Origin of the sequence: Kitasatospora sp. GP30, from assembly GCF_029892145.1 — a bacterium.
In the GTDB taxonomy this organism is placed as follows: domain Bacteria; phylum Actinomycetota; class Actinomycetes; order Streptomycetales; family Streptomycetaceae; genus Kitasatospora; species Kitasatospora acidiphila.
On the sequence record NZ_JARZAH010000001.1, the window covers coordinates 223057 to 240179 of the forward strand.

Annotated in this window: 16 protein-coding genes, 1 tRNA gene, 1 other RNA gene and 1 pseudogene; 12 read left to right on the forward strand and 7 right to left on the reverse strand. The window is 68.8% G+C overall.

Going from position 1 to position 17123, the window contains the following annotated elements:
• Positions 1-266 precede the first annotated feature (266 nt).
• The 4 genes from P3T35_RS01065 to P3T35_RS01080 form a co-directional block, all read right to left on the reverse strand.
• Complete coding sequence (locus tag P3T35_RS01065; RefSeq protein WP_101380939.1) at positions 267-1547, reverse strand: hypothetical protein; 1281 nt, start codon at positions 1545-1547, stop codon at positions 267-269.
• Positions 1548-1877: 330 nt separating this feature from the next.
• A complete protein-coding gene (locus P3T35_RS01070; protein ID WP_143676834.1) occupies positions 1878-2588 on the reverse strand; it encodes a DUF6009 family protein in 711 nt (236 codons plus the stop codon).
• A gap of 70 nt (positions 2589-2658) precedes the next feature.
• Entirely contained in the window at positions 2659-3228 is a 570-nt protein-coding gene (locus P3T35_RS01075) for a peptide deformylase (protein WP_218976693.1), read from the reverse strand.
• Complete coding sequence (locus tag P3T35_RS01080; protein ID WP_101380942.1) at positions 3225-4196, reverse strand: helix-turn-helix transcriptional regulator; 972 nt, start codon at positions 4194-4196, stop codon at positions 3225-3227. The genes P3T35_RS01075 and P3T35_RS01080 overlap by 4 nt, the downstream gene beginning before the upstream one ends.
• 143 nt (positions 4197-4339) lie before the next feature.
• Between P3T35_RS01080 and P3T35_RS01085 the strand changes: the two genes are divergently transcribed.
• From P3T35_RS01085 to P3T35_RS01100, 4 genes are read left to right on the forward strand one after another with little or no spacing between them, the layout of a single operon-like run.
• On the forward strand, positions 4340-5494 hold the full coding sequence (locus tag P3T35_RS01085) for a glycosyltransferase (protein ID WP_180356488.1): 1155 nt from the start codon (positions 4340-4342) through the stop codon (positions 5492-5494).
• Positions 5491-6195, forward strand: coding sequence for a hypothetical protein (locus tag P3T35_RS01090; protein ID WP_101380944.1), 705 nt, complete (start codon positions 5491-5493; stop codon positions 6193-6195). Before P3T35_RS01085 ends, P3T35_RS01090 begins: the two co-directional genes overlap by 4 nt.
• Complete coding sequence (locus tag P3T35_RS01095; protein ID WP_101380945.1) at positions 6192-7427, forward strand: glycosyltransferase; 1236 nt, start codon at positions 6192-6194, stop codon at positions 7425-7427. Before P3T35_RS01090 ends, P3T35_RS01095 begins: the two co-directional genes overlap by 4 nt.
• On the forward strand, positions 7424-8314 hold the full coding sequence (locus tag P3T35_RS01100; RefSeq protein WP_101380946.1) for a glycosyltransferase family 2 protein: 891 nt from the start codon (positions 7424-7426) through the stop codon (positions 8312-8314). The genes P3T35_RS01095 and P3T35_RS01100 overlap by 4 nt, the downstream gene beginning before the upstream one ends.
• Here P3T35_RS01100 and P3T35_RS01105 read toward each other — a convergent pair.
• Positions 8272-8772, reverse strand: a complete 501-nt coding sequence (locus P3T35_RS01105; protein ID WP_180356489.1) for an ATP-binding protein — start codon at positions 8770-8772, stop codon at positions 8272-8274. The genes P3T35_RS01100 and P3T35_RS01105 overlap by 43 nt on opposite strands.
• 237 nt (positions 8773-9009) lie before the next feature.
• On the opposite strand from P3T35_RS01105, the gene P3T35_RS01110 reads away from it, so the two are divergent.
• Both P3T35_RS01110 and P3T35_RS01115 read left to right on the forward strand, forming a co-directional pair.
• Positions 9010-9792, forward strand: coding sequence for an FkbM family methyltransferase (locus P3T35_RS01110; RefSeq protein WP_280703959.1), 783 nt, complete (start codon positions 9010-9012; stop codon positions 9790-9792).
• 89 nt (positions 9793-9881) lie between these two features.
• On the forward strand, positions 9882-10358 hold the full coding sequence (locus P3T35_RS01115; RefSeq protein ID WP_101380947.1) for an NUDIX domain-containing protein: 477 nt from the start codon (positions 9882-9884) through the stop codon (positions 10356-10358).
• Positions 10359-11196: 838 nt separating this feature from the next.
• On the opposite strand, the pseudogene P3T35_RS01120 reads toward P3T35_RS01115, so the two are convergent.
• Positions 11197-12666 (reverse strand): annotated as a pseudogene (locus P3T35_RS01120) (DnaB-like helicase N-terminal domain-containing protein); the annotation flags it as partial.
• Between the two features lie 349 nt (positions 12667-13015).
• Here P3T35_RS01120 and P3T35_RS01125 point away from each other — a divergent pair.
• The 5 genes from P3T35_RS01125 to P3T35_RS01145 all read left to right on the forward strand — a co-directional run bounded on the left by P3T35_RS01125 (position 13016) and on the right by P3T35_RS01145 (position 16601).
• Positions 13016-13537, forward strand: coding sequence for a helix-turn-helix transcriptional regulator (locus P3T35_RS01125; protein WP_101380949.1), 522 nt, complete (start codon positions 13016-13018; stop codon positions 13535-13537).
• A gap of 395 nt (positions 13538-13932) precedes the next feature.
• A complete protein-coding gene (locus P3T35_RS01130; RefSeq protein ID WP_348533389.1) occupies positions 13933-14172 on the forward strand; it encodes a helix-turn-helix domain-containing protein in 240 nt (79 codons plus the stop codon).
• 11 nt (positions 14173-14183) lie between these two features.
• Positions 14184-15410 carry a site-specific integrase gene (locus P3T35_RS01135; protein WP_101380951.1) on the forward strand — a complete coding sequence of 409 codons (1227 nt, stop codon included), beginning with the start codon at positions 14184-14186 and terminating at the stop codon, positions 15408-15410.
• Between the two features lie 176 nt (positions 15411-15586).
• Positions 15587-16327, forward strand: coding sequence for an HNH endonuclease signature motif containing protein (locus P3T35_RS01140; RefSeq protein WP_143676835.1), 741 nt, complete (start codon positions 15587-15589; stop codon positions 16325-16327).
• An 88-nt stretch (positions 16328-16415) separates the two neighbouring features.
• Complete coding sequence (locus P3T35_RS01145) at positions 16416-16601, forward strand: hypothetical protein (protein ID WP_101380953.1); 186 nt, start codon at positions 16416-16418, stop codon at positions 16599-16601.
• A gap of 179 nt (positions 16602-16780) precedes the next feature.
• On the opposite strand, the gene P3T35_RS01150 is transcribed toward P3T35_RS01145, so the two are convergent.
• Positions 16781-16868: transfer RNA gene (locus P3T35_RS01150), tRNA-Ser, on the reverse strand.
• 130 nt (positions 16869-16998) lie between these two features.
• On the opposite strand from P3T35_RS01150, the gene ffs reads away from it, so the two are divergent.
• Positions 16999-17095, forward strand: an RNA gene (ffs, locus tag P3T35_RS01155) — signal recognition particle sRNA small type.
• The last annotated feature ends 28 nt before the right edge of the window (positions 17096-17123 follow it).

Sequence of the window (17123 nt, forward strand, 5' to 3'; positions counted from 1 at the left end):
ATGGGACGGTGGTGGAGCCGGTGGACTGGCGGATGCCTGGTCTGCGTCTATTGCCGATGAGCCCTGCACTGAGGGCGGGGGAGTCTCGATATTTGGTGCGGACATGGGCCCGTTGACGTCACTGTGCGATTCGGTCCCGTCGTCGGGCAAGAAGAGCTGCCAGGCAGGTGGCGGGGGCGGCCAGGATGGGTCGGGCTTCCAGCCCGGCGGGGGAGTCCAGCCTTCGGGCGGTGTGGGCCACCCTGGCGGTGGGTTGAATCGCATTGTCACTTTCCTCGGACGCGGATGCCGCGATTGGTGTCTGCCGGAGTCAGGTCGAACGGCGATTTTGATATTGCAGCGCCGAGGTGCTGCAGCGTGGCCTGGGGAATCACCTTGGCCAGGTCAAAGCTGTTGAAGGTCTCGCGGTCTGCGGCGACGATAACAAGCGGCACGGTGGTTGGCCGGCCAGTGGCGGGGTCTATCGTATCGACGCCGACCGTAAGCGCGATCGAGTGGACTTTACCGGCGCGATCGGCCTCGAAGACTTCGTGCAGACTGCGAACCGCGACCTGCCAGACCGCATTCGCATATCGCTCCTTCTTTTCGCGAACGGGCAGGTCGGTTGAGGCAATCTCGTCCTTCGTCTTAACGTATCGGTACCCCTTCACCGAGGGTATGGTTGAGGGCTCTGGAATCTTTACAGTAAGCGTGAGTTCTCGGGAGGCGAGGTTGAAGGCATGGTCGTACTCGACCGGGAAGACCTCAGGGTAGATTGAGTTGGAAAGAACGATGCCCACGTAGTCCTGGATGGCGGATTCGACATCGAAGGCAAGGTCGTTGACGAGCTTGGCGACCTCGGCATTGTGGGCTGATGCCTCAGCCTCGCGCTGTTCGCACTCCTGCTTGTACTTCTCCTTGGCGGCAGATAGTTCTGCCATGCGCCTGGCTTCGAATTGCTCGCGCTGGGCCACTTGTTTGGTGTAACTGTCGTGGATAGCCGCCATGGTGCGCTGCCAGTGGCCACGGGCGTCGTTGAAGGCGGATTGGGCCTCGACGATGGCCTGCTGGTGCCGCTTCTTTCCGCCAAGTACTGCTGAAAGTCCACTGGGAGCAGCTGGCTCCTGATAAACGGGCTCAGGCGCGTAGTTCGGCTCTGCAACCATGGGCGCAGGGACATCCCGACCACCAGGATTGAATGGAGGATGCTCGACCTTCGAGATCTTCAACGATTCGAGATCGACGAAGTCGTCTATGCCCAGAGTCCAGGCAAGCAGGCCGTCGATGTCAGCGAGATCGCTGGCCAGGTCGGTGTTCATGGACTCAACCTCGGCGAGCCTGGACTCCACATGGAGTCGCGCGGCCTCACGTTCCGCGGCCTTCCTCTCGGAGGCAGAAGCCCTCGCCGCCGCCACCTGTGCGCGCTGGTAGGCCCTCGCGGCCTGTTCGGCTTGGCGCTGGGCTGCAAGATGAGCACGATGGGTAGCGGCCTGCTGCTGGCGTCGACGCTTCTCCGCCTGCTGTGCCTGGTAGTTCATCTCCGCGAAGAAGCCGCGACGTTTGCCCATGACATCCCCTACAAGACCCGGTACCGAAGATCAAACCTGCAACTTTCACCGTAGCGATGATCGCTGCGGCTGGCAGGGGTAACCCGTGATTGAGAAGGTGGACGACCACGTCCCGCGAAGGTTGCCAGCCGAGCCGGATCGCTGCCGTGGGCCAGGTTTCAGCGGGCGGGTCGGCGCTGGGTGCTGGCGGCATCTGTGGGACGAGCCCGGAGAAGGCCGTCCCGCCAAGCCTGAGGTAGAGGATCCGATGAACGACGGCGGCCTGGACCCTCGGCCGCTCCGGGCCCTTGTCGGTGGGGGACACAGGGCACCCACGTGGTACAGAACGACCTATGTGGCGGTGCCGCCGGCGAGCCAGCCGTCCACCACAGAGAGGGCCAGAGCTCGCTGCAGCCATGACGTCGTTTCGATGATCTCGGTGAGCCTTGCGCGGGCCTCGGATGCCTGGAGTACCTCCGAAATCACGTGGCTGCCGTCGCCAAGCTCAGTGCCGCTCGCGCAGTCGATGTAGATCTCTACTCGGCCATCGCGGAGAGGTGCGACCGCCACCGTGGCAGATCCACCTGCGAGCGACGACGTGCCGAACTTGACCTCTTCTGGCTGGACGCCGGGCGGGTATGGCTTCTCCCGTGAGTCGTTCTTGGCCTTGTGAGAGGTGTCAGCTCGGGGCTTACCCTTCGAAGGCAGGGGAGCTCCCCAGGCGCGCTCCGTGACTTCACCCCAGACCCCCGGAGCGACGGTTCGAGGATCGACGCCTTCGGCTGGTGTGCCGGTCTTGTACGTGCCGTGGGGTTGCTCGGAGCGGTCGTGTTCCTTGACCCAGAAGATGCGGCGGGCGAAGCGGAAGGGCGCTTCCCCAGCGGGTGCGTCATCATTGAGAACCGAGTAGCCAACGCGTCGGCCAGGTCCGTTCCATCGGACGGGTCCGCGCCGATTGCCAGCGGCAATCTCGAGGTACTCGCGTACGTAGTCGAAGTTGCTGGTGTCTTCGTCCCACTCGATCCCGTCTTCATGGCGGATGAGCTCCGGGTCCTTGTTCATGCGCTTCCCTTCACGATCATGCTGTCGTTGCAGAGGTCCCCTCAGCCATCAGGGTTGGCTGGGCGGGCGCTCACTGCTCGTAAGCCCATGCCTGGCCGGTCTGCCGGTACTGCTCGACGGGGATGGGCTCGACGTCGGTCCGCATCCGCGTGGTGTAGAGCAGGCCGTCGATGTGGTCGATCTCATGGTGGATCAAGCGGGCGAGCCCGCGTTCGTACGTGGTGATGGCCAGCTGGCCGTCCAGGGCGGTGGTCTCCACGGTGATCTGCAGTGGCCTGGGGACCTTGCCGCGGACGTCGAAGAAGGAGAGGCAGCCTTCGAATTGCTCGTCTGTTTCGTCGGAGCGATCGGTGATGCGGGGGTTGAGCAGGACGATCGGCGGTGCTCCGGGCTCGGCTGGCTGGACGATGGCTGCGGCGCGGCCGATGGCGATCTGGGGTGCGGCGATGCCCATGCCCTTGGCGAAGGGGTGGACCTGGCCGATGCGCTCCATGGCGGTGAAGAGCTTCTCGATGACCTGCTCGGCGGCCTCGCGCTCGGTGGGCAGCTCAAAAGGGCGGGCTGGCTCGGAAAGGACGGGGGCGCCCTCCTGGACGACTCCGAGGTCACGCATCTGCTCGCTGGGCCGCACCTGGATCACCTGAACTCCCCTTGGGTCGTGTCGCGTTCGGGTCGGGCCCGGAACCGCCATTCGAGACGGTACCGGGCGTGGAGGGCTGGTGTGGAGGTGCTCCAGGAGAAGACGCGCATACCGCCCTCCTCGCGCCGGATCGGGGCGGTCCGAAGCGGTGCCGCTTCGGCGGTCATGGACGTCTCCATTCCCCACACGGCGGGGTCGAGGTCTGCGGGGAAGGCGAGTTCGACTTCGAGATGTTCGGTGGGCAGACGGACCGCGCGCTGGAACCAGCGGCCCCACTTCTCCTCGCCGACCGAGTAGGCGTACTCGATCCAGACCTCCTCGCCCGGGTAGAGCGGGAAGCGGCCCTGCTCGTTCTCGAACAGCAGCCACACTTCCTTGAACGCGTCGCGGTCGTGCTTGGTCTGCCAGTTCATCGCCTCCCCGCGGCATGTCGCGGTCAGTGCGAGTTCGTCCCAGGTCAGCGGGTGTTCGCGGTAGTGGGCGTTGGAGCGCTCGGGCTCGCCGGGGTAGCGGTCGACGCTGATGCGGATCAGGTAGCGGGTGATCGGCTCGCTGCCGGTGTTCCGCAACAGCCGGCGCATCGTCAGCCGGTAGTGGGAGCCATCGAAGTCCAGGCGGGCGCCGTCGTGGGCCACGATGATCGCTGAGCCCGTCGCGTACGGCTGTTCGGGGCGGCGCGGGGCTGGTGGAGCCGCAGCCGGGGCCGCTCGGTTCTTGGCAGCCTCGTAGTCCAGCCAGCGCTTCCAGACGGCCTTGCCCGCGTTGAGGGTCTCCTCCGAGCGACGCGCGAAGTCCTCGGTTGGCTTGTGCCGGCCGGATTCCACGTGGCTCACGTACGACGGGTCGAAGCCCATCTTGAGGGCGAGCCCCCGCTTGGACAGGCCGCGCACCTCGCGCCAGTACGAGACCTCCGCTGCGAACGCCTCGGCGGCTTGCTCAACGGTCGGGCTGTCGTCGCGCTCGTCCATCAAGGCCCCCGCCCTGGCTGCTGGATGAGATGAATGAACCGTGAGTGATCTCGATTCATCATTCTGTCACGCTCCTGGTCGCCGGTTTCCTTCTTTTGCCAGCTCGGGTCGACACCCGGGCCGAGAGAGGGAGGGCTCAAGCGATGCGCCTGCTGTACCTGCTCAACGTCTCCAACTCCAGCCAGCTGACTGCCGACTCCGGCTACACCTTCGCCGACATGCTCACCCCGGCCCTGGCCGACGCCGGAGTCGAGGTCACCGTGGCCGCTCCCGTCCCGGCCGGCGACGACCGCGTGCAGTTCGTGCGGACCGTCTCGCCGTCGACCAAGTACCGGGCCCGCTTCAACCCGGGCGTGGGCGCCCTGGTGCGGCTGTTCCGCCGCCAGCAGCCCGAAGTGGTCGTGGCCAACCAGATCGAGGCCGCCCCCGCGATCCGCGCCGCGCTCCTGGAAGCCGGAGTGGACGCGCGGATCGTCGGCTACTGCCACTACCTGCCGTTCTCCTTCACTGACACCGGCCAGCTGGAGCTGGACCCCGCGATGGACGACGGCGGGCTGGGCCGCAGCGTCGTGCTGGCCTTCGTCGCCGGCCTCGCGGCCTGCGACCGCGTCCTCGTCCACTCCGGCACCGCCGCTTCGTGGACGGCCGCTGCCGCCGCCCGCACCGGCGTCGAGCTCACCGAGAAGTTGCACGTGGTCCCCGCCCCCAGGGACGTGCGCCTGGTCCGCGACCCTGCCGAGCTCACCCCGCCGGAGGGCCGGGCGGTCGGCGTCTACAACCACCGCCTGTACGCCCACTACGGCACCGCCCGCTTCACCCAGCTCGCCCGCCACCTCGTCGCCGAGGCCCCGGTGCGGCTGACCGTGATGGACCTGTTCGGCACCCGCAGCGCCGAGCGGATCCGCCTGGATCCCAGCCCCGAGCGGAACTTGGAGGAGCTGGCGGCCGTGGACGGCGTCGCCATCGCCTCCGACCGCGGCGACCGCGTCCGCTACCGCAACCTGCTGGCCGGTGCCCACTTCGGCATCGCGCCGTTCCGGCCCGGCTGCCCCTGGTCCATGTCGGTCATCGACTGCCAGGCGATGGGCCTGCCGGTGATCGGCCCGCGCATCGGCTGGCTGGCCGAGCACCTCGACCCGGAGCTGGTGTTCGACACCGACGATCAGGCCGTCCGGATCGCCGAACGCCTCGCCACCGACCCCGAGTTCTACCTGGTGCACGCCAAGCGCGCGTACGCCTCCACCACGGACCTGACGCCCGCTGCGGTGGCCGCACGCTACCTGGAGGCGGTTCTGTGACCGGCTTCGACGCGGTCCTGCTCTCCTACGACGAGCCGCTGGCCGACTCCCTGCACACCCGCCTGGCCCGCGTGCTGGGCGGTAACGTCAAGCGCCTGCACGGGGTGCGCGGGATGCGCCGCGCCTACCGGCTCACGGCCGAACTCGTCGACACCGACCAGTTCTTCCTTGCCGATGGCGACTTCGCCATCGACCCCGCCTTCCCGGCCAGCGCGGTGGAGCCGCTGGCAGCGGGCGTGTCGATGCGGGTCTGGCGGGCCGTCAACCCGGTTAACGGGCTCACCTACGGCTACGGCGGCCTCAAGCTGATCCGCACCAGCGCGCTGCGGGAGATGGGCCAGGCCGTCGACGTGCTGGCCGCGCTGCCCGGCCGGGTCGAGTTCAGCGAGCACACTGCCGGGACCACCCTGTTCAACCAGACCCCGTTCCATGCCTGGAAGGCGGGCTTCCGGGAGTGCGCGATGCTCGCGCGCGGCAGCGAGTACGGCATGACCGATGCCTCCGCCCAGGAACGCATTGACGCCTGGACGGCCAGCAAGGACGGCGACTTCGCTGAGTACGCGGCAGCCGGGGCCCGCGACGGCCTCGAGTTCGCCCGCACTGCGGCCCGCGACCCCAAGCGTTTCGAGGCGCTCAACGACCCGCCCTGGCTGCACCGGCACTTCATCACGCTGCACGGTGAGCAGGCGGTCGCCGGATGAGCACCCGCTGTGGGCCGCTGGTCCTGATCGAGCCGCAGGCGCACCTCGGCGGCGGGCACCACCAGCGCACGCTGACGGCGCTCGCCGCTGCCCGCCCGGGTGCCGTGGTCATCACCCCGCAGGGGATCGCAGACGGGCCCGGCCCGCTGCTGCGGGCCGGCTCCTGCATCGCCGCCGGACCGGTGGGTCCGGCGGCGAAGGCCCTGCTGGCCGCGGCACGCGCGGCGGAACGCGTTTCAACCGCTGGCAAGCGGGCCTTCCGCTCACGGCGCTGGCCGCTACCGCTCCGCCGGCTGCCGCACCAGGTCACCCTGGTCGCCCGCTGTCTGATCGAAGCCGGATGCCTGCGTACCGCCCGCCGCCTCGCCCCTCAGCCGGCGGCCGTGGTGATCCTCAGCGCGAGCGAAGCCCTGCACGGCATGGCCGCCCTGCTCGGCGGTACCCCGCACCTGCGGTTCATCCACGAGCTGGTCACCACCGAAGACTCGCCGGTCCGGCTGCTGGGTCGGCTCGCCCGGCGGAGCGAGAAGCACGTGGTCGCCCTCTATCCGACCACCGCCGTCCGCGACCGGTTCTCCCCGGCCTTCCCCCACCTCCCAGGGCGGGTGCGGGCGTTCGCTGTTGACGACGGTCGGCCCCTCACCGCCGCCGAGCGCGACGGTGCCCGCGCCGCCTTCACCATCCCCGCCTCGGCGACGGCGGTCTGCCTGGTCGGCGGCTGGTGGCCCTACAAGGACATCGCCACCGTCGACGCGGCCCTGGTCCGCCTCACCAAGCCGCTACACGTCCTGGTCTGCGGCACTCCGCTGGACGACGCGGTACTCGAACGTTGGCACCGCCTGCCCCTCGTCCGGGTCCACACCGTGCCCGGCCCGGTCGGCGAAGACGTCCTCCGGCTCGTCTACGCTGCCGCCGATGCCGCCCTGGTGGCACGGCGTCCCGGGACCGGCAAGGAGTCCGGGCTGGTCATGGACGCCGCCCGGCTCGATGTCCCGCTGATCGTCTCCGACCACGACCCGGACCTGACCGAGCGGCTGGTTGGGCAGCGCTGGGCCCAGGTGTTCCCGGCCGGCGACCCGGGTGCCCTGGCCGCCGCGCTCGACGCTCTGGCGGAAGGGCCGCCGGAGCGGCCGGGGCCGAAGGCACCCACCGCGCTGGACATGCTGTCGGCAGCTGAGCAGGCCGCCTACCTCATCGACACCTACACCGACCTGATCAAGGAGTACCGATGACGCCCGCCGCACCCGCCCTGATCGCCGTGATCGGCCCGGTCGAACCGGCCCTGCTGACCGCCTGGACCAGCCACTACCGTCGGCTCGGCATCGAGCGCTTCCACCTCGCCTTCCACTTCGCTGAGCACGTCCCCGACGCCTGGCGCCGCCAGCTACTGGACACCGCCCAGAGCCTCGGCCTCCCCACCGGCCAGGTCAGCACCGGAGCGTGGCACGAGCACACCAACACCGAACTGCGCGACGCGCTGCGGGAGCAGGCCGGCCCCGGCTGGCACCTGCTCGCCGACTCCGACGAATTCCAGACCTATCCGGCCCCACTCAGCGAGGTCACCGAGGCAGCCGAAGAGAACGGCTGGGCGGTGGTGGGCGGCTTGATGCTCGACCGCGTGGCCGCTGACGGCCGACTCGCCCTCTGGCGCCCCGAGGCCGGACTCGACCGCGCCTTCCCGCTCGGCGGCCACCTCACCCACCGCCTCCTCCAGGGTGACCCCCGCAAGATCGTCCTCGCGCTCTCGGACGTCGTCGTGGCCTCCGGCAACCACCGCGCCCCCGGCCGCAGGCCCGATCCGCACACGCTCGCGTGCGTCCACCACTTCAAGTGGCGCGCCGGCGTCCTGGACGACCTACGGCGTAGGGTTGACCGCTTCAGCTCCGGCGCCTGGACCGAGCACACCCCCGCCGTCCGGACCGAGGCCACCCGCCTGCTGCAGCACATCGACCGCCACCACGGCCGCATCGACGTCTCCGACCCCCGCCTGGCCTTCCGCCACGTCACCCTCGACCGCCTGCCCGACGACTGGGCCGCCGAAGCCGCCCAGATCCACGCCGCCTGGGGCCCGCCCCGTCAGAGCCAGCCCGGCTCCACGATCTCCTCGCCCTCGTCCTGAGGCGCCTCGAACCGCGCGAAGAAGTCGTCCAGAGCCTCAGGGGTCACGATCAGCGCGTTCGCGTCCTCTCGCTGGTTGCGCTCGGCCAGCCTGCGCAGCAGCTCGTCCCGATCGACGGGGAAGTACAGCAGCCGCCACCGGCCGCCGGCCGACTCCACCAGCCCCTTCATCGCTTCGCGGTCCTTGCGCGGCCACAACCCGTGGTCCCACACCACGTCCCGGCCCTCGGAGACCAGTTCGACCAGCCGGGAGTGCAGTTCGGCGACGACCGGGGCCTCTTTCTCGAAGTAGGTGTTCTCCGGATAGTCGACGCCGTACCGGCCATGCCGCTCGTGGACGACCTCGTCCACCGACAGCCGCACCGCACCCTGAGGCTCCAGCTCCCGCTGGGCGTAGGTCGTCTTCCCCGAACCGGTGAGCCCCACCAGCAGGAACACCACCGGACCACTCTCGGCCACCGACAACTCCCCTCACCACCACCAGCGTTCACCGGCAAGTCTGCCACCACGGCCGGCTCCGGGAACCGCGTTCCGACCCTCCGCCGCCTGAAGGAGTACACGCGTGCCCGCCTCCGCCCTCGCCCGCCTGCTGCGGGCTTACGTCCGCCACGCGCCCGGACTGTCGGCAAGGCCCACCTCGTCGACCGATTCCTCGACGACCACCTGCGAACCCGTCCCCTCCACACCACTGCCCGGTTGCGCTCGGGTGACCTGGTCACCGTCACCACCAGCGACGTCATCCAGCGCTACCAGTACCTCTTCGGCGTGTGGGAGCCGAACCTGAGCGCCTTCCTGCGGGACCGCCTGCGGCCCGGGGACACCTTCGTCGACGTCGGCGCCCACCGTGGCGCGTTCAGTCTCCTGGCCTCCCACGCAGTCGGACCGACCGGCCGAGTCGTCGCCATCGAGCCCACCCCGCAGTTCCATGACGACCTCACCAGCGCGGCCACCGCCAACCACCGCGCCAACATCCGCACCGTCCGCGCCGCCGCCTCCGACCTCACCGGCACCCCGACTCTGTACGTGGAGGACCCGGCCAACCTCGGTCACACCACCGCCATCCGGCCCCGCCACGTCCACGCCACCTTCCACGTGCCGGCCGCACCGCTCACCGAACTCCTGGGCCCGGCCGAACTCGACACCGCCCGAGGCATCAAGATCGACATGGAGGGCGCCGAGGCGGCGGCGGTCAGGGGACTGCTGCCCGCGCTGTCGCACCTGCGCGAGAATGTGGAGCTGGTCGTGGAAGTCACTCCCAAGCTCCTGGCCAAGCAGGGCGAGAGCGCCGCCGGCATCATCGACGCCCTGCGCGAGCACGGCTTCCACCCGTACACACTCACCAACGACTACGACCCGGCCACCTACCCCCAGGCCATGCGCCGACCGCAGCCGCCCGTCCGCTGCACGAAGACCCCGGAGCAGATGACCGACCTGGTCTTCTCCCGCACCGACGCCGACCGCCTCACGCTCGGGCGCTGAGCATCCAGGCCGCCCGAGCTGTGGAGCCAGTCCCAGCCACCCGGCCGGACCACCGAGATCCTCCGGCACTTCAACAAGGAGTGGGCACCGTGACCACCACCAGCGTGATGAACAGCCGAAATGCGGTCAGCGTGATCGTTCACGACAAGGACACCGACGCGGTCGCCGCCGTGCTCTACACCGCCCGCAACTGGTCGCCGCAGCCGGCCTGGACCATCCCCGGTGGCAAGGTCGAGCCCGGTGAAGCCCTGGACGAGGCCGCCGCCCGCGAGCTCAAGGAGGAGACCGGCCTGCTCGTCGACCCGGCCGATCTCGTACTCGTCCACGTCATCCACGTCGAGCAGGGCTTCGATCAGGCTGGGCAGTTCGTCCTCTTCGTCTTCGCCACCGACACGTGGACCGGCGAGGTGACCAACAACGAGCCGGACAAGCATCTGGCCGCCCAGTGGGTCGCTGCGGACCGCCTTCCGGAGCCCGCGTTCCCGACCGCTACGCAGGCCCTGGCCGCCTACCGGGAGGGAGGTCCCTCCTTCTCCCGCTATGGATGGTCGGTCACCACCGTGTGAGGGGTGGCGTTGGTTGGACCTCTACCCGGAACCGCCAACTGGTGGGGTGCTCAGCCGGATCGCCACTGGGTGCTCGTTGCCAGTCGGAGCGCCGCTGACTCTGGGGCGCCTGCTTCGTTGCCCTCGCACCCCTGGGCGAGGGCAAGTGCGTGCGGCGGGCCATAGGACCGTCGTACGCGACAACTTGCTCCGCCAAGAGCGGCGCCGGGTAAGGAGTCCTTACCCCACAACTTGCTCCGTCCTGGACGGCGCCGGGATAAGCAGTGCTTACCCCACAACTTGCTCCGGCTTCCGGCGGTCTGATCAGGATTCGGATCACGGTGATCCCTTGTAGCTGGGTCTACCTGGTTACAGCGGGCGGTTGCTTGGACTCGAAGGCAGGGCGTTCACGGTGGGGCGTACACGCGAGCCCCCTTCTAAAGGGGGGCTCGCGCGTGAACGCTGGGTCGCGTGGACGGCGTGTACGTCTCCGTGATCGCTCTACCTGCGGTTTCTTTGCTCCGCGTGGACGGTGTGAACGGCTTTCGCCGGGCCCTTCGCGGGAGGGGTGCGTGTACGGTCCCGTGAACGATCCGCGCCTGATTGTCGGTGCCCGGTTGGGCTGTTGATCCGCTCACCGGCCGCCCGGTGGTCCTGATGGGTGCCGTCCGCTGGTTGTCCGACAGGTCGGTCAGCAGGTCGGCGGGCTGTTGGCCTGCGCGGCACTCCGGTCAGTTCGGTCGGTCGGAGTGACCGGCTTACCGGAGCCTCGGTCACTGGGGTTGGTCAGTACGACGGACTGACCGGGGGCGCGGTCACTCCGTTGCCCCCCCGGTCAGTCCGGTCACTGTGGCGGCGGTTACGAGACGGCTGTGATGTGCCGGGCGGAGGGGCGGTAGCGGGCCTGCTGGCCGCCTCCGGTGCCTCCGGCGCTGCCGTCGGTCTTGACCGCGAGTCCGGTCTTGACGAGGCGGTCGAGGTGGCGTCGGGCCTTTTCGATGTCGGCGCGGTCGGGGTTGGCCTCGCCGGTCAGGGCGGTCGCCAGGTCACGGGTGGTCAGGCCGTCCGGTGCGGCGCGCAGGAGGGTGACCGGGTCGAGGGTGGGCTCGACGTAGGTGGTGCCGCGCTGGTGGTCGTGGACGACCGGCAGCGGGCCGATCTCGCCGGTCACGGTCTTGAGGTGGTGGATGGTGACCGCCGGGTCGCCGGCCTCTCCGGCGATGAACAGGACGCTGCCCGCTCCGGCGGTCAGCCACGTCGAGCCGTACACCCGGTCCAGGGTGGGTCGCATCCCGCGTGGGGCGTCGGCGGCGGCCTTGCGCTGGTGGTGGAGCTCCATGATCTGGACGCCTGCGCGCAGGGCGCGCATGCGGGCGTTGTTGAAGGCGACGGCCAGGGAGTCGTCCACGAGGGTGCTGACTGCGTCCTTGAGGCTGTCGATGACGATGGTGTCGGCGCGGTGGGCGGCGGCGAGTTCGGCGAGGAGGTCGGGTTCCTTGTCGAGGGTGGCGGGGAGCGGTCCCTGCCACACGGCGAGCCGGTCGCGCAGGTGGGCCTCATCGGCGGGGGTGATGCGGCGGGCCATGGCGCGGGCGATCTGCTGGGGGCGGTCCATGGCGAGGTAGAGGACGCGCTCTCCCTCGGCGACGGGCAGGTCGAGGACGGAGGCTTGCAGGCCGAGGCGGGCGAGGACGACCTGGTGGGCGAGGGTGGTCTTGCCGACACCCGGTGCGCCGACGATCATCAGGCTCTCGCCGGAGGCCCAGGCGGTCTGTTCGCGGGTGCCCCACAGGGGTTCCTTGTCCGCGCCGGTCTTGGTGACGAAGTCCCAGCCGTTGACGATGTAGCGGGACAGGCGGCTGCTGCCGGAGGCCAGAGCGCGCTCGCGCTCGGCACGGATCTCCGTCTCGACGGCCGTGCGGATCTCGTCCGGGTCGGCACCCGGAGTCAGAGCGTGGTGGACGGTGCGGATGCCGGTGGCATACAGAGTCCGCAGTTGGGCGTCGCGGCGCACGATCTGCGCGTAGTAGTCGGCGTTGTCCGTCGAGGGCGGAGCGACGGCGACCAGCGTGTGGAGGTAGGACGAGCCACCGACGCGGGAGAGATCTCCCTTGCCCTGGAGGTGGTCGGCGAGGGCGATGGGGTCGGTAGGGGCGTCCTCGGCGCGCAGGGCGAGGATTGCGCGCCAGATGGTCTCGTGGGCGGGCCGGTAGAAGTCGCCCGCGTCCAGCGTGCCCCGGACCTGATCCACCGCTTGGTGCTTCAGCATGCACGCGCCGAGGACTGCCTGTTCTGCGTCGATGTTGTGCGGCGGTTCCCCGGAGGTGGTGTCGACGAGCGCGGGGTGGGGCTCCGACGCGCGGTGTTCCCGTCGCCGGTCGTGGGATGACGGGCCCGGCGGCGGGGCCGTAGGCTTGTCCACAGCGGTGTCCTCACTCGGAGGATTCGGGCGGCTACCCGGTTCCTCCGTTGTCGACTGTTCCAGGGATGGGCGGTTTCGAGGTTCTGCGCTTGGCCCTCGGCGTTCGTAGCGTCGGGGGCCTTTTGCGTCGTGGTGCCGGGTGGCTGGCCCGGTTGGCCGATGCGGTTCGGCTCAGTTGCGTTTCATCTTGCATCACGTTAACGTCGTGCTCGACGCATTGCAAATGGGCTTACTGACGATGCATGGAGGGTTGGCCATGGCTGACGAGGACCGGCGACAACGACTGGAGGGGGAGGAGAACGTTGCCCGGCGCATCAAGATGGAGCGCGAGGCGCGCGGGTGGAGTACCGCCACGCTCGCCGAGCGCCTGACCGAGGCCGGCTACCCGCTCAACCAGTCGGCGGTGTGGCGCATCGAGAGTGGCGAGCCGCGCCGCAGGGTCAACCTGGACGAGGCCATCGGCTTCGCCAAGGTCTTCGACATCTCCCTGGACAACCTGGTCGGACCACCCGAGATCGCCGCGAGCACCCACGTGAAGCGGCTGCTGGCGGAGTTCGCCGAGAGCTGGCAGAAGTCGGTCGCCGCCCGCAAGGAGATGGACCGGGCCCGCGAGGCGCTCGACTCCTATGGCCGTGCCCACCCGAACCTCGAAGAGCTCATCAGAGCGATGATCACTCGGGTCGTGGCGGACGCGGCCGGTGACGACTACCGCTCGCCGAACTTCCCGTCCGGTTCGCCCGAGGCGGAGGGTCTTGCCGACCCGGGAACCGAGGCATAGCCAGAGCATCCGAGGGCAGGCCCTGGCTGCCAGAGGGCACCTGTTGCACTCCGTTGGTTCCGCACGTCAGTCCCGCCGCCGATCCGATGATGACCGGCATCATGCCGGGCCCCGGGCGGTTTGGTGCGGCCGGAATATCCGGCTAACGTCCCGTCCCGCCGGTCCGACCACAGGCTTCGCCAGCCCGTGAACCCTCGACCAGCCATGCCCTCCGCAGCCCCTCGGCGCTACGAACGCCGCGGGGCGCCACGCGGACCCGCACAACCCAATAGCCCATCCCTGGAACATCGACAACGGCGGCGCATAGCCGAAAGCGCCGTCGGGATAGGACACCCATGTCCGAAATGCCGTTGGAGCTCTCCCGAGTGGCTCATGCCCTCGGTACCACCGAGCACGTGCTCCTCCGCCTGATCGCTGATCAGGACGGCCTCGAAGCTGACCCGACGCTGGTCGCACTCACCGTCGAAGAGGCTGCCCGCAGGCTCGGTATCGGTCGCACGAAGATGTACGAGTTCGTCGTCTCCGGCGAGATCCCCTCCGTGAAGATTGGCAGCCTCCGCCGGATACCCGCTGATGCGGTGGGCGCGTTCCTCGCCAAGCGCCTCAGCGCTGCCGACCTCGCCACTGCGGCCTGAGGGACGCGAAGATGGCAACCTCACGTCAGCCCAACGGTGCATCGTCCATCTACCAGGCCAAGGACGGTCGTTGGCACGGCTACGTCACTGTCGGCGTCAAAGACGACGGTCGTCCTGACCGCCGCCACGTCACCCGCAAGACCCGGGCCGACGTCACCAAGGCGGTTCGCGAGCTGGAACGGCAGCGCGACTCCGGCGCGGTGCGGAAGGCTGGCCAGACATGGACGGTCAAGACCTGGCTCACCCACTGGGTCGAGAACATCGCCGCTCCGTACGTCTCCGAGAACACGATCGACGGCTACCGCGTCGCCGTGTACCACCACCTCATCCCCGGCCTCGGCGCTCACCGCTTGGAGAAGTTGGAGCCGGAGCACCTGGAGCGCTTCTACAAGAAGATGCGGGACAACGGCAGCGCCGCCGGCACCGCGCACCAGGTCCACCGCACGGTGCGAGCGGCGCTCAACGAGGCGAAGCGCCGTCGGCATATCACCGAGAACCCGGCGACGGTCGCCAAGGCCCCGCGGCTGGAGGAAGAGGAAGTCGAGCCGTACTCGGTCGAAGAGGTGCAGCGGCTCCTCCTCGAAGCGGAGCGGCAGCGGAACGCGGCCCGCTGGGTGATCGCCCTGGCCCTCGGCCTGCGGCAGGGCGAGGTGCTGGGCCTGCAATGGACCGACGTCGACTTCGAAGCCAGCGTCATTCGCGTGCGGCGTGGACGGTTGCGACCCCGCTACCAGCACGGCTGCGGTGATCGCTGCGGGCGCAAGCCGGGCTACTGCCCGCAGAAGATCAGCATCCGTCGCGAGACCAAGGACACCAAGTCCCGTGCGGGCAGGCGCCCGATCGGTGTCCCCGACGAGCTGATGAAGCTGCTTGCGCGTCACAAGGTGGAGCAGGACCGCGAACGGCGCCTTGCCCGCGACCTGTGGGAGGAGAAGGGGTACGTCTTCACCTCTCCGACCGGCCAGCCGCTGAACCCCAACACTGACTACCACCGGTGGAAGGACTTGCTGAAGGCGGCGAATGTTCGCGATGGTCGGCTCCACGATGCCCGCCACACCGCTGCCACTGTCCTGCTGATCCTCGGCGTTCCCGATGCGGTCGTCGACGCGATCATGGGGTGGGAGCCTGGCAAGTCCGCTCGGATGCGCCGGCGGTACCAGCACCTGACGAGCCCTGTCCTCAAGGACACCGCCGACAAGATCGGCGGCTTGCTCTGGGCGGCTGACCGGTCTGCGTAACTGTTCAACGCCAAGGGCCTCGATCACTCAGTGGTCGAGGCCCTTGGCGTTCCGGTATGACCGCCGATCTCTGCCGAAGTCTGCCGATCCTTGCCGAAGTCTGCCGACTCTGGTTTGATATCCCTCGGCAAGCGCGGCATGCGCCGGATCGTTGAGAAAGGGGGCGGAATCCTGTGGTGAAGAGCGACGAGGGTGAGCGCCCTGACTGGCGCGACGAGCGTATGGGCACCAAGGTGCGCGTGGCCCTCTGGCTTCTCGCTGAGGTCGGTGAGGGTTGCGTCTTCACCCGGGATCAGCTGAGAGCGGCGTTTCCGAACGCGGCTCAGGTCGATCGTCGAATGCGTGACCTTCGCGATGATGGCTGGGTCATCGAAACGCAGCTCACGCAGGTCTCGCTGAAGGCACACGAAATGCTCTTCGTGCGGGCCGGGGCGGCGGTGTGGGACCCGTCGATTCGTGCCGCCCGCCAGCGACGTTCGCGCTCGGCGCGCCTCGAAGCCCTTGCAAGGGATGGGTACAGCTGCGTGCGTTGTGGTCAGGCGCCGGGCGAGCGGTTCCTGGACGTCGCCTACACCGTGCCGCTTTCGGAAGGCGGTCAGGCTGACCTCGGCAACCTGATCACCCTTTGTGCGAACTGCAATGCCCTCGCTACCCGTGGCCTGGACGAGACGCCCGGAGGAGACGACGTCTGGATGCAGCTGGAGCGTCTGTCCCTGCGTGAGCAGTCTCGCCTGCTGGCGTGGATGGCCATGGGGCGACGTCCGCTTTCGCCTGCTGAACGGGCCTGGCAGGCCTACCGTCGTCTGCCGGCGGACCGCGCCCAGTCGCTCAGGGAGAGACTCGGCGAGGTTGTGAACGGCCAACTTGGCGACGATGAGGCGGCTCAATCGCCGAAGGCTGGCGAATCCGCGCTGTAGCCACAAAATACTTCCGCCGGACTCCGTGTCACCTTCCACAGATCCACGGGCCCGGCGGTCGGCTCCACCCCGTCTAATGAGGAGAACCATGTTCAGTATGCAGGTTGCGCGGTTCGAGGGCGAGCGTCCGCCCAGGCTCGAGCTCCTGGCGGCTGCTGTTGCGGTCGGCTACACCGCTGGTTACGGCGTCGCGGCTGGGAATGCGATCGCGCAGGCGATCGGCGCGGCTGTCGCGTCTGGGATTGCCTGGCTGTGGGCGCGGTGGCGCCAGTGACGACGGCTCGCTGAGTCGGAAGTAGCCACGTAGCTCTCCGTGACGCCCTGGTCCTGCTCGTCTGTCAGGACCAGGGCGCGTCCGTCTGCAGATCCCAACCGCAACCAAAACTGCAACCACAGCACGACGAAGGCCCCGACCGCTGGGCGGTCGGGGCCTTCGTTATGGCTGGTCAGCCATGGCGGAGGATACGAGATTCGAACTCGTGAGGGGTTGCCCCCAACACGCTTTCCAAGCGTGCGCCCTAGGCCTCTAGGCGAATCCTCCGTGGGAGAGCTTAGCCCATGTTGAGGGGTGCTCGCGAACAGCTATCTCGCAGGTGAGGGGGCGGGGGTTGCCTGCGGATCGGAGATGGGGGTGGTGGTCGGGGGAGCGGCGGGGATCCGCTACTCTTGTGGGCAGCCCCTCGTGTGGCGTTATCTCTCTGAACCCCCCCAGGGCCGGAAGGCAGCAAGGGTAGGAGGGCTCTGGCGGGTGCACGAGGGGTCCTGTCTTTTCGAGGGCCGACGCGTTTGTCGGTCT

Bases quoted from the DNA above. Each gene is read 5' to 3' on its own strand.
- P3T35_RS01070 (WP_143676834.1), bottom strand. From the start codon at position 2,588: ATGAACAAGGACCCGGAGCTCATCCGCCATGAAGACGGGATCGAGTGG.
- P3T35_RS01065 (WP_101380939.1), bottom strand. From the start codon at position 1,547: ATGGGCAAACGTCGCGGCTTCTTCGCGGAGATGAACTACCAGGCACAG.
- P3T35_RS01095 (WP_101380945.1), top strand. From the start codon at position 6,192: ATGAGCACCCGCTGTGGGCCGCTGGTCCTGATCGAGCCGCAGGCGCAC.
- P3T35_RS01080 (WP_101380942.1), bottom strand. From the start codon at position 4,196: ATGGACGAGCGCGACGACAGCCCGACCGTTGAGCAAGCCGCCGAGGCG.
- P3T35_RS01100 (WP_101380946.1), top strand. From the start codon at position 7,424: ATGACGCCCGCCGCACCCGCCCTGATCGCCGTGATCGGCCCGGTCGAA.
- P3T35_RS01135 (WP_101380951.1), top strand. From the start codon at position 14,184: ATGGCAACCTCACGTCAGCCCAACGGTGCATCGTCCATCTACCAGGCC.
- P3T35_RS01125 (WP_101380949.1), top strand. From the start codon at position 13,016: ATGGCTGACGAGGACCGGCGACAACGACTGGAGGGGGAGGAGAACGTT.
- P3T35_RS01085 (WP_180356488.1), top strand. From the start codon at position 4,340: ATGCGCCTGCTGTACCTGCTCAACGTCTCCAACTCCAGCCAGCTGACT.
- P3T35_RS01145 (WP_101380953.1), top strand. From the start codon at position 16,416: ATGTTCAGTATGCAGGTTGCGCGGTTCGAGGGCGAGCGTCCGCCCAGG.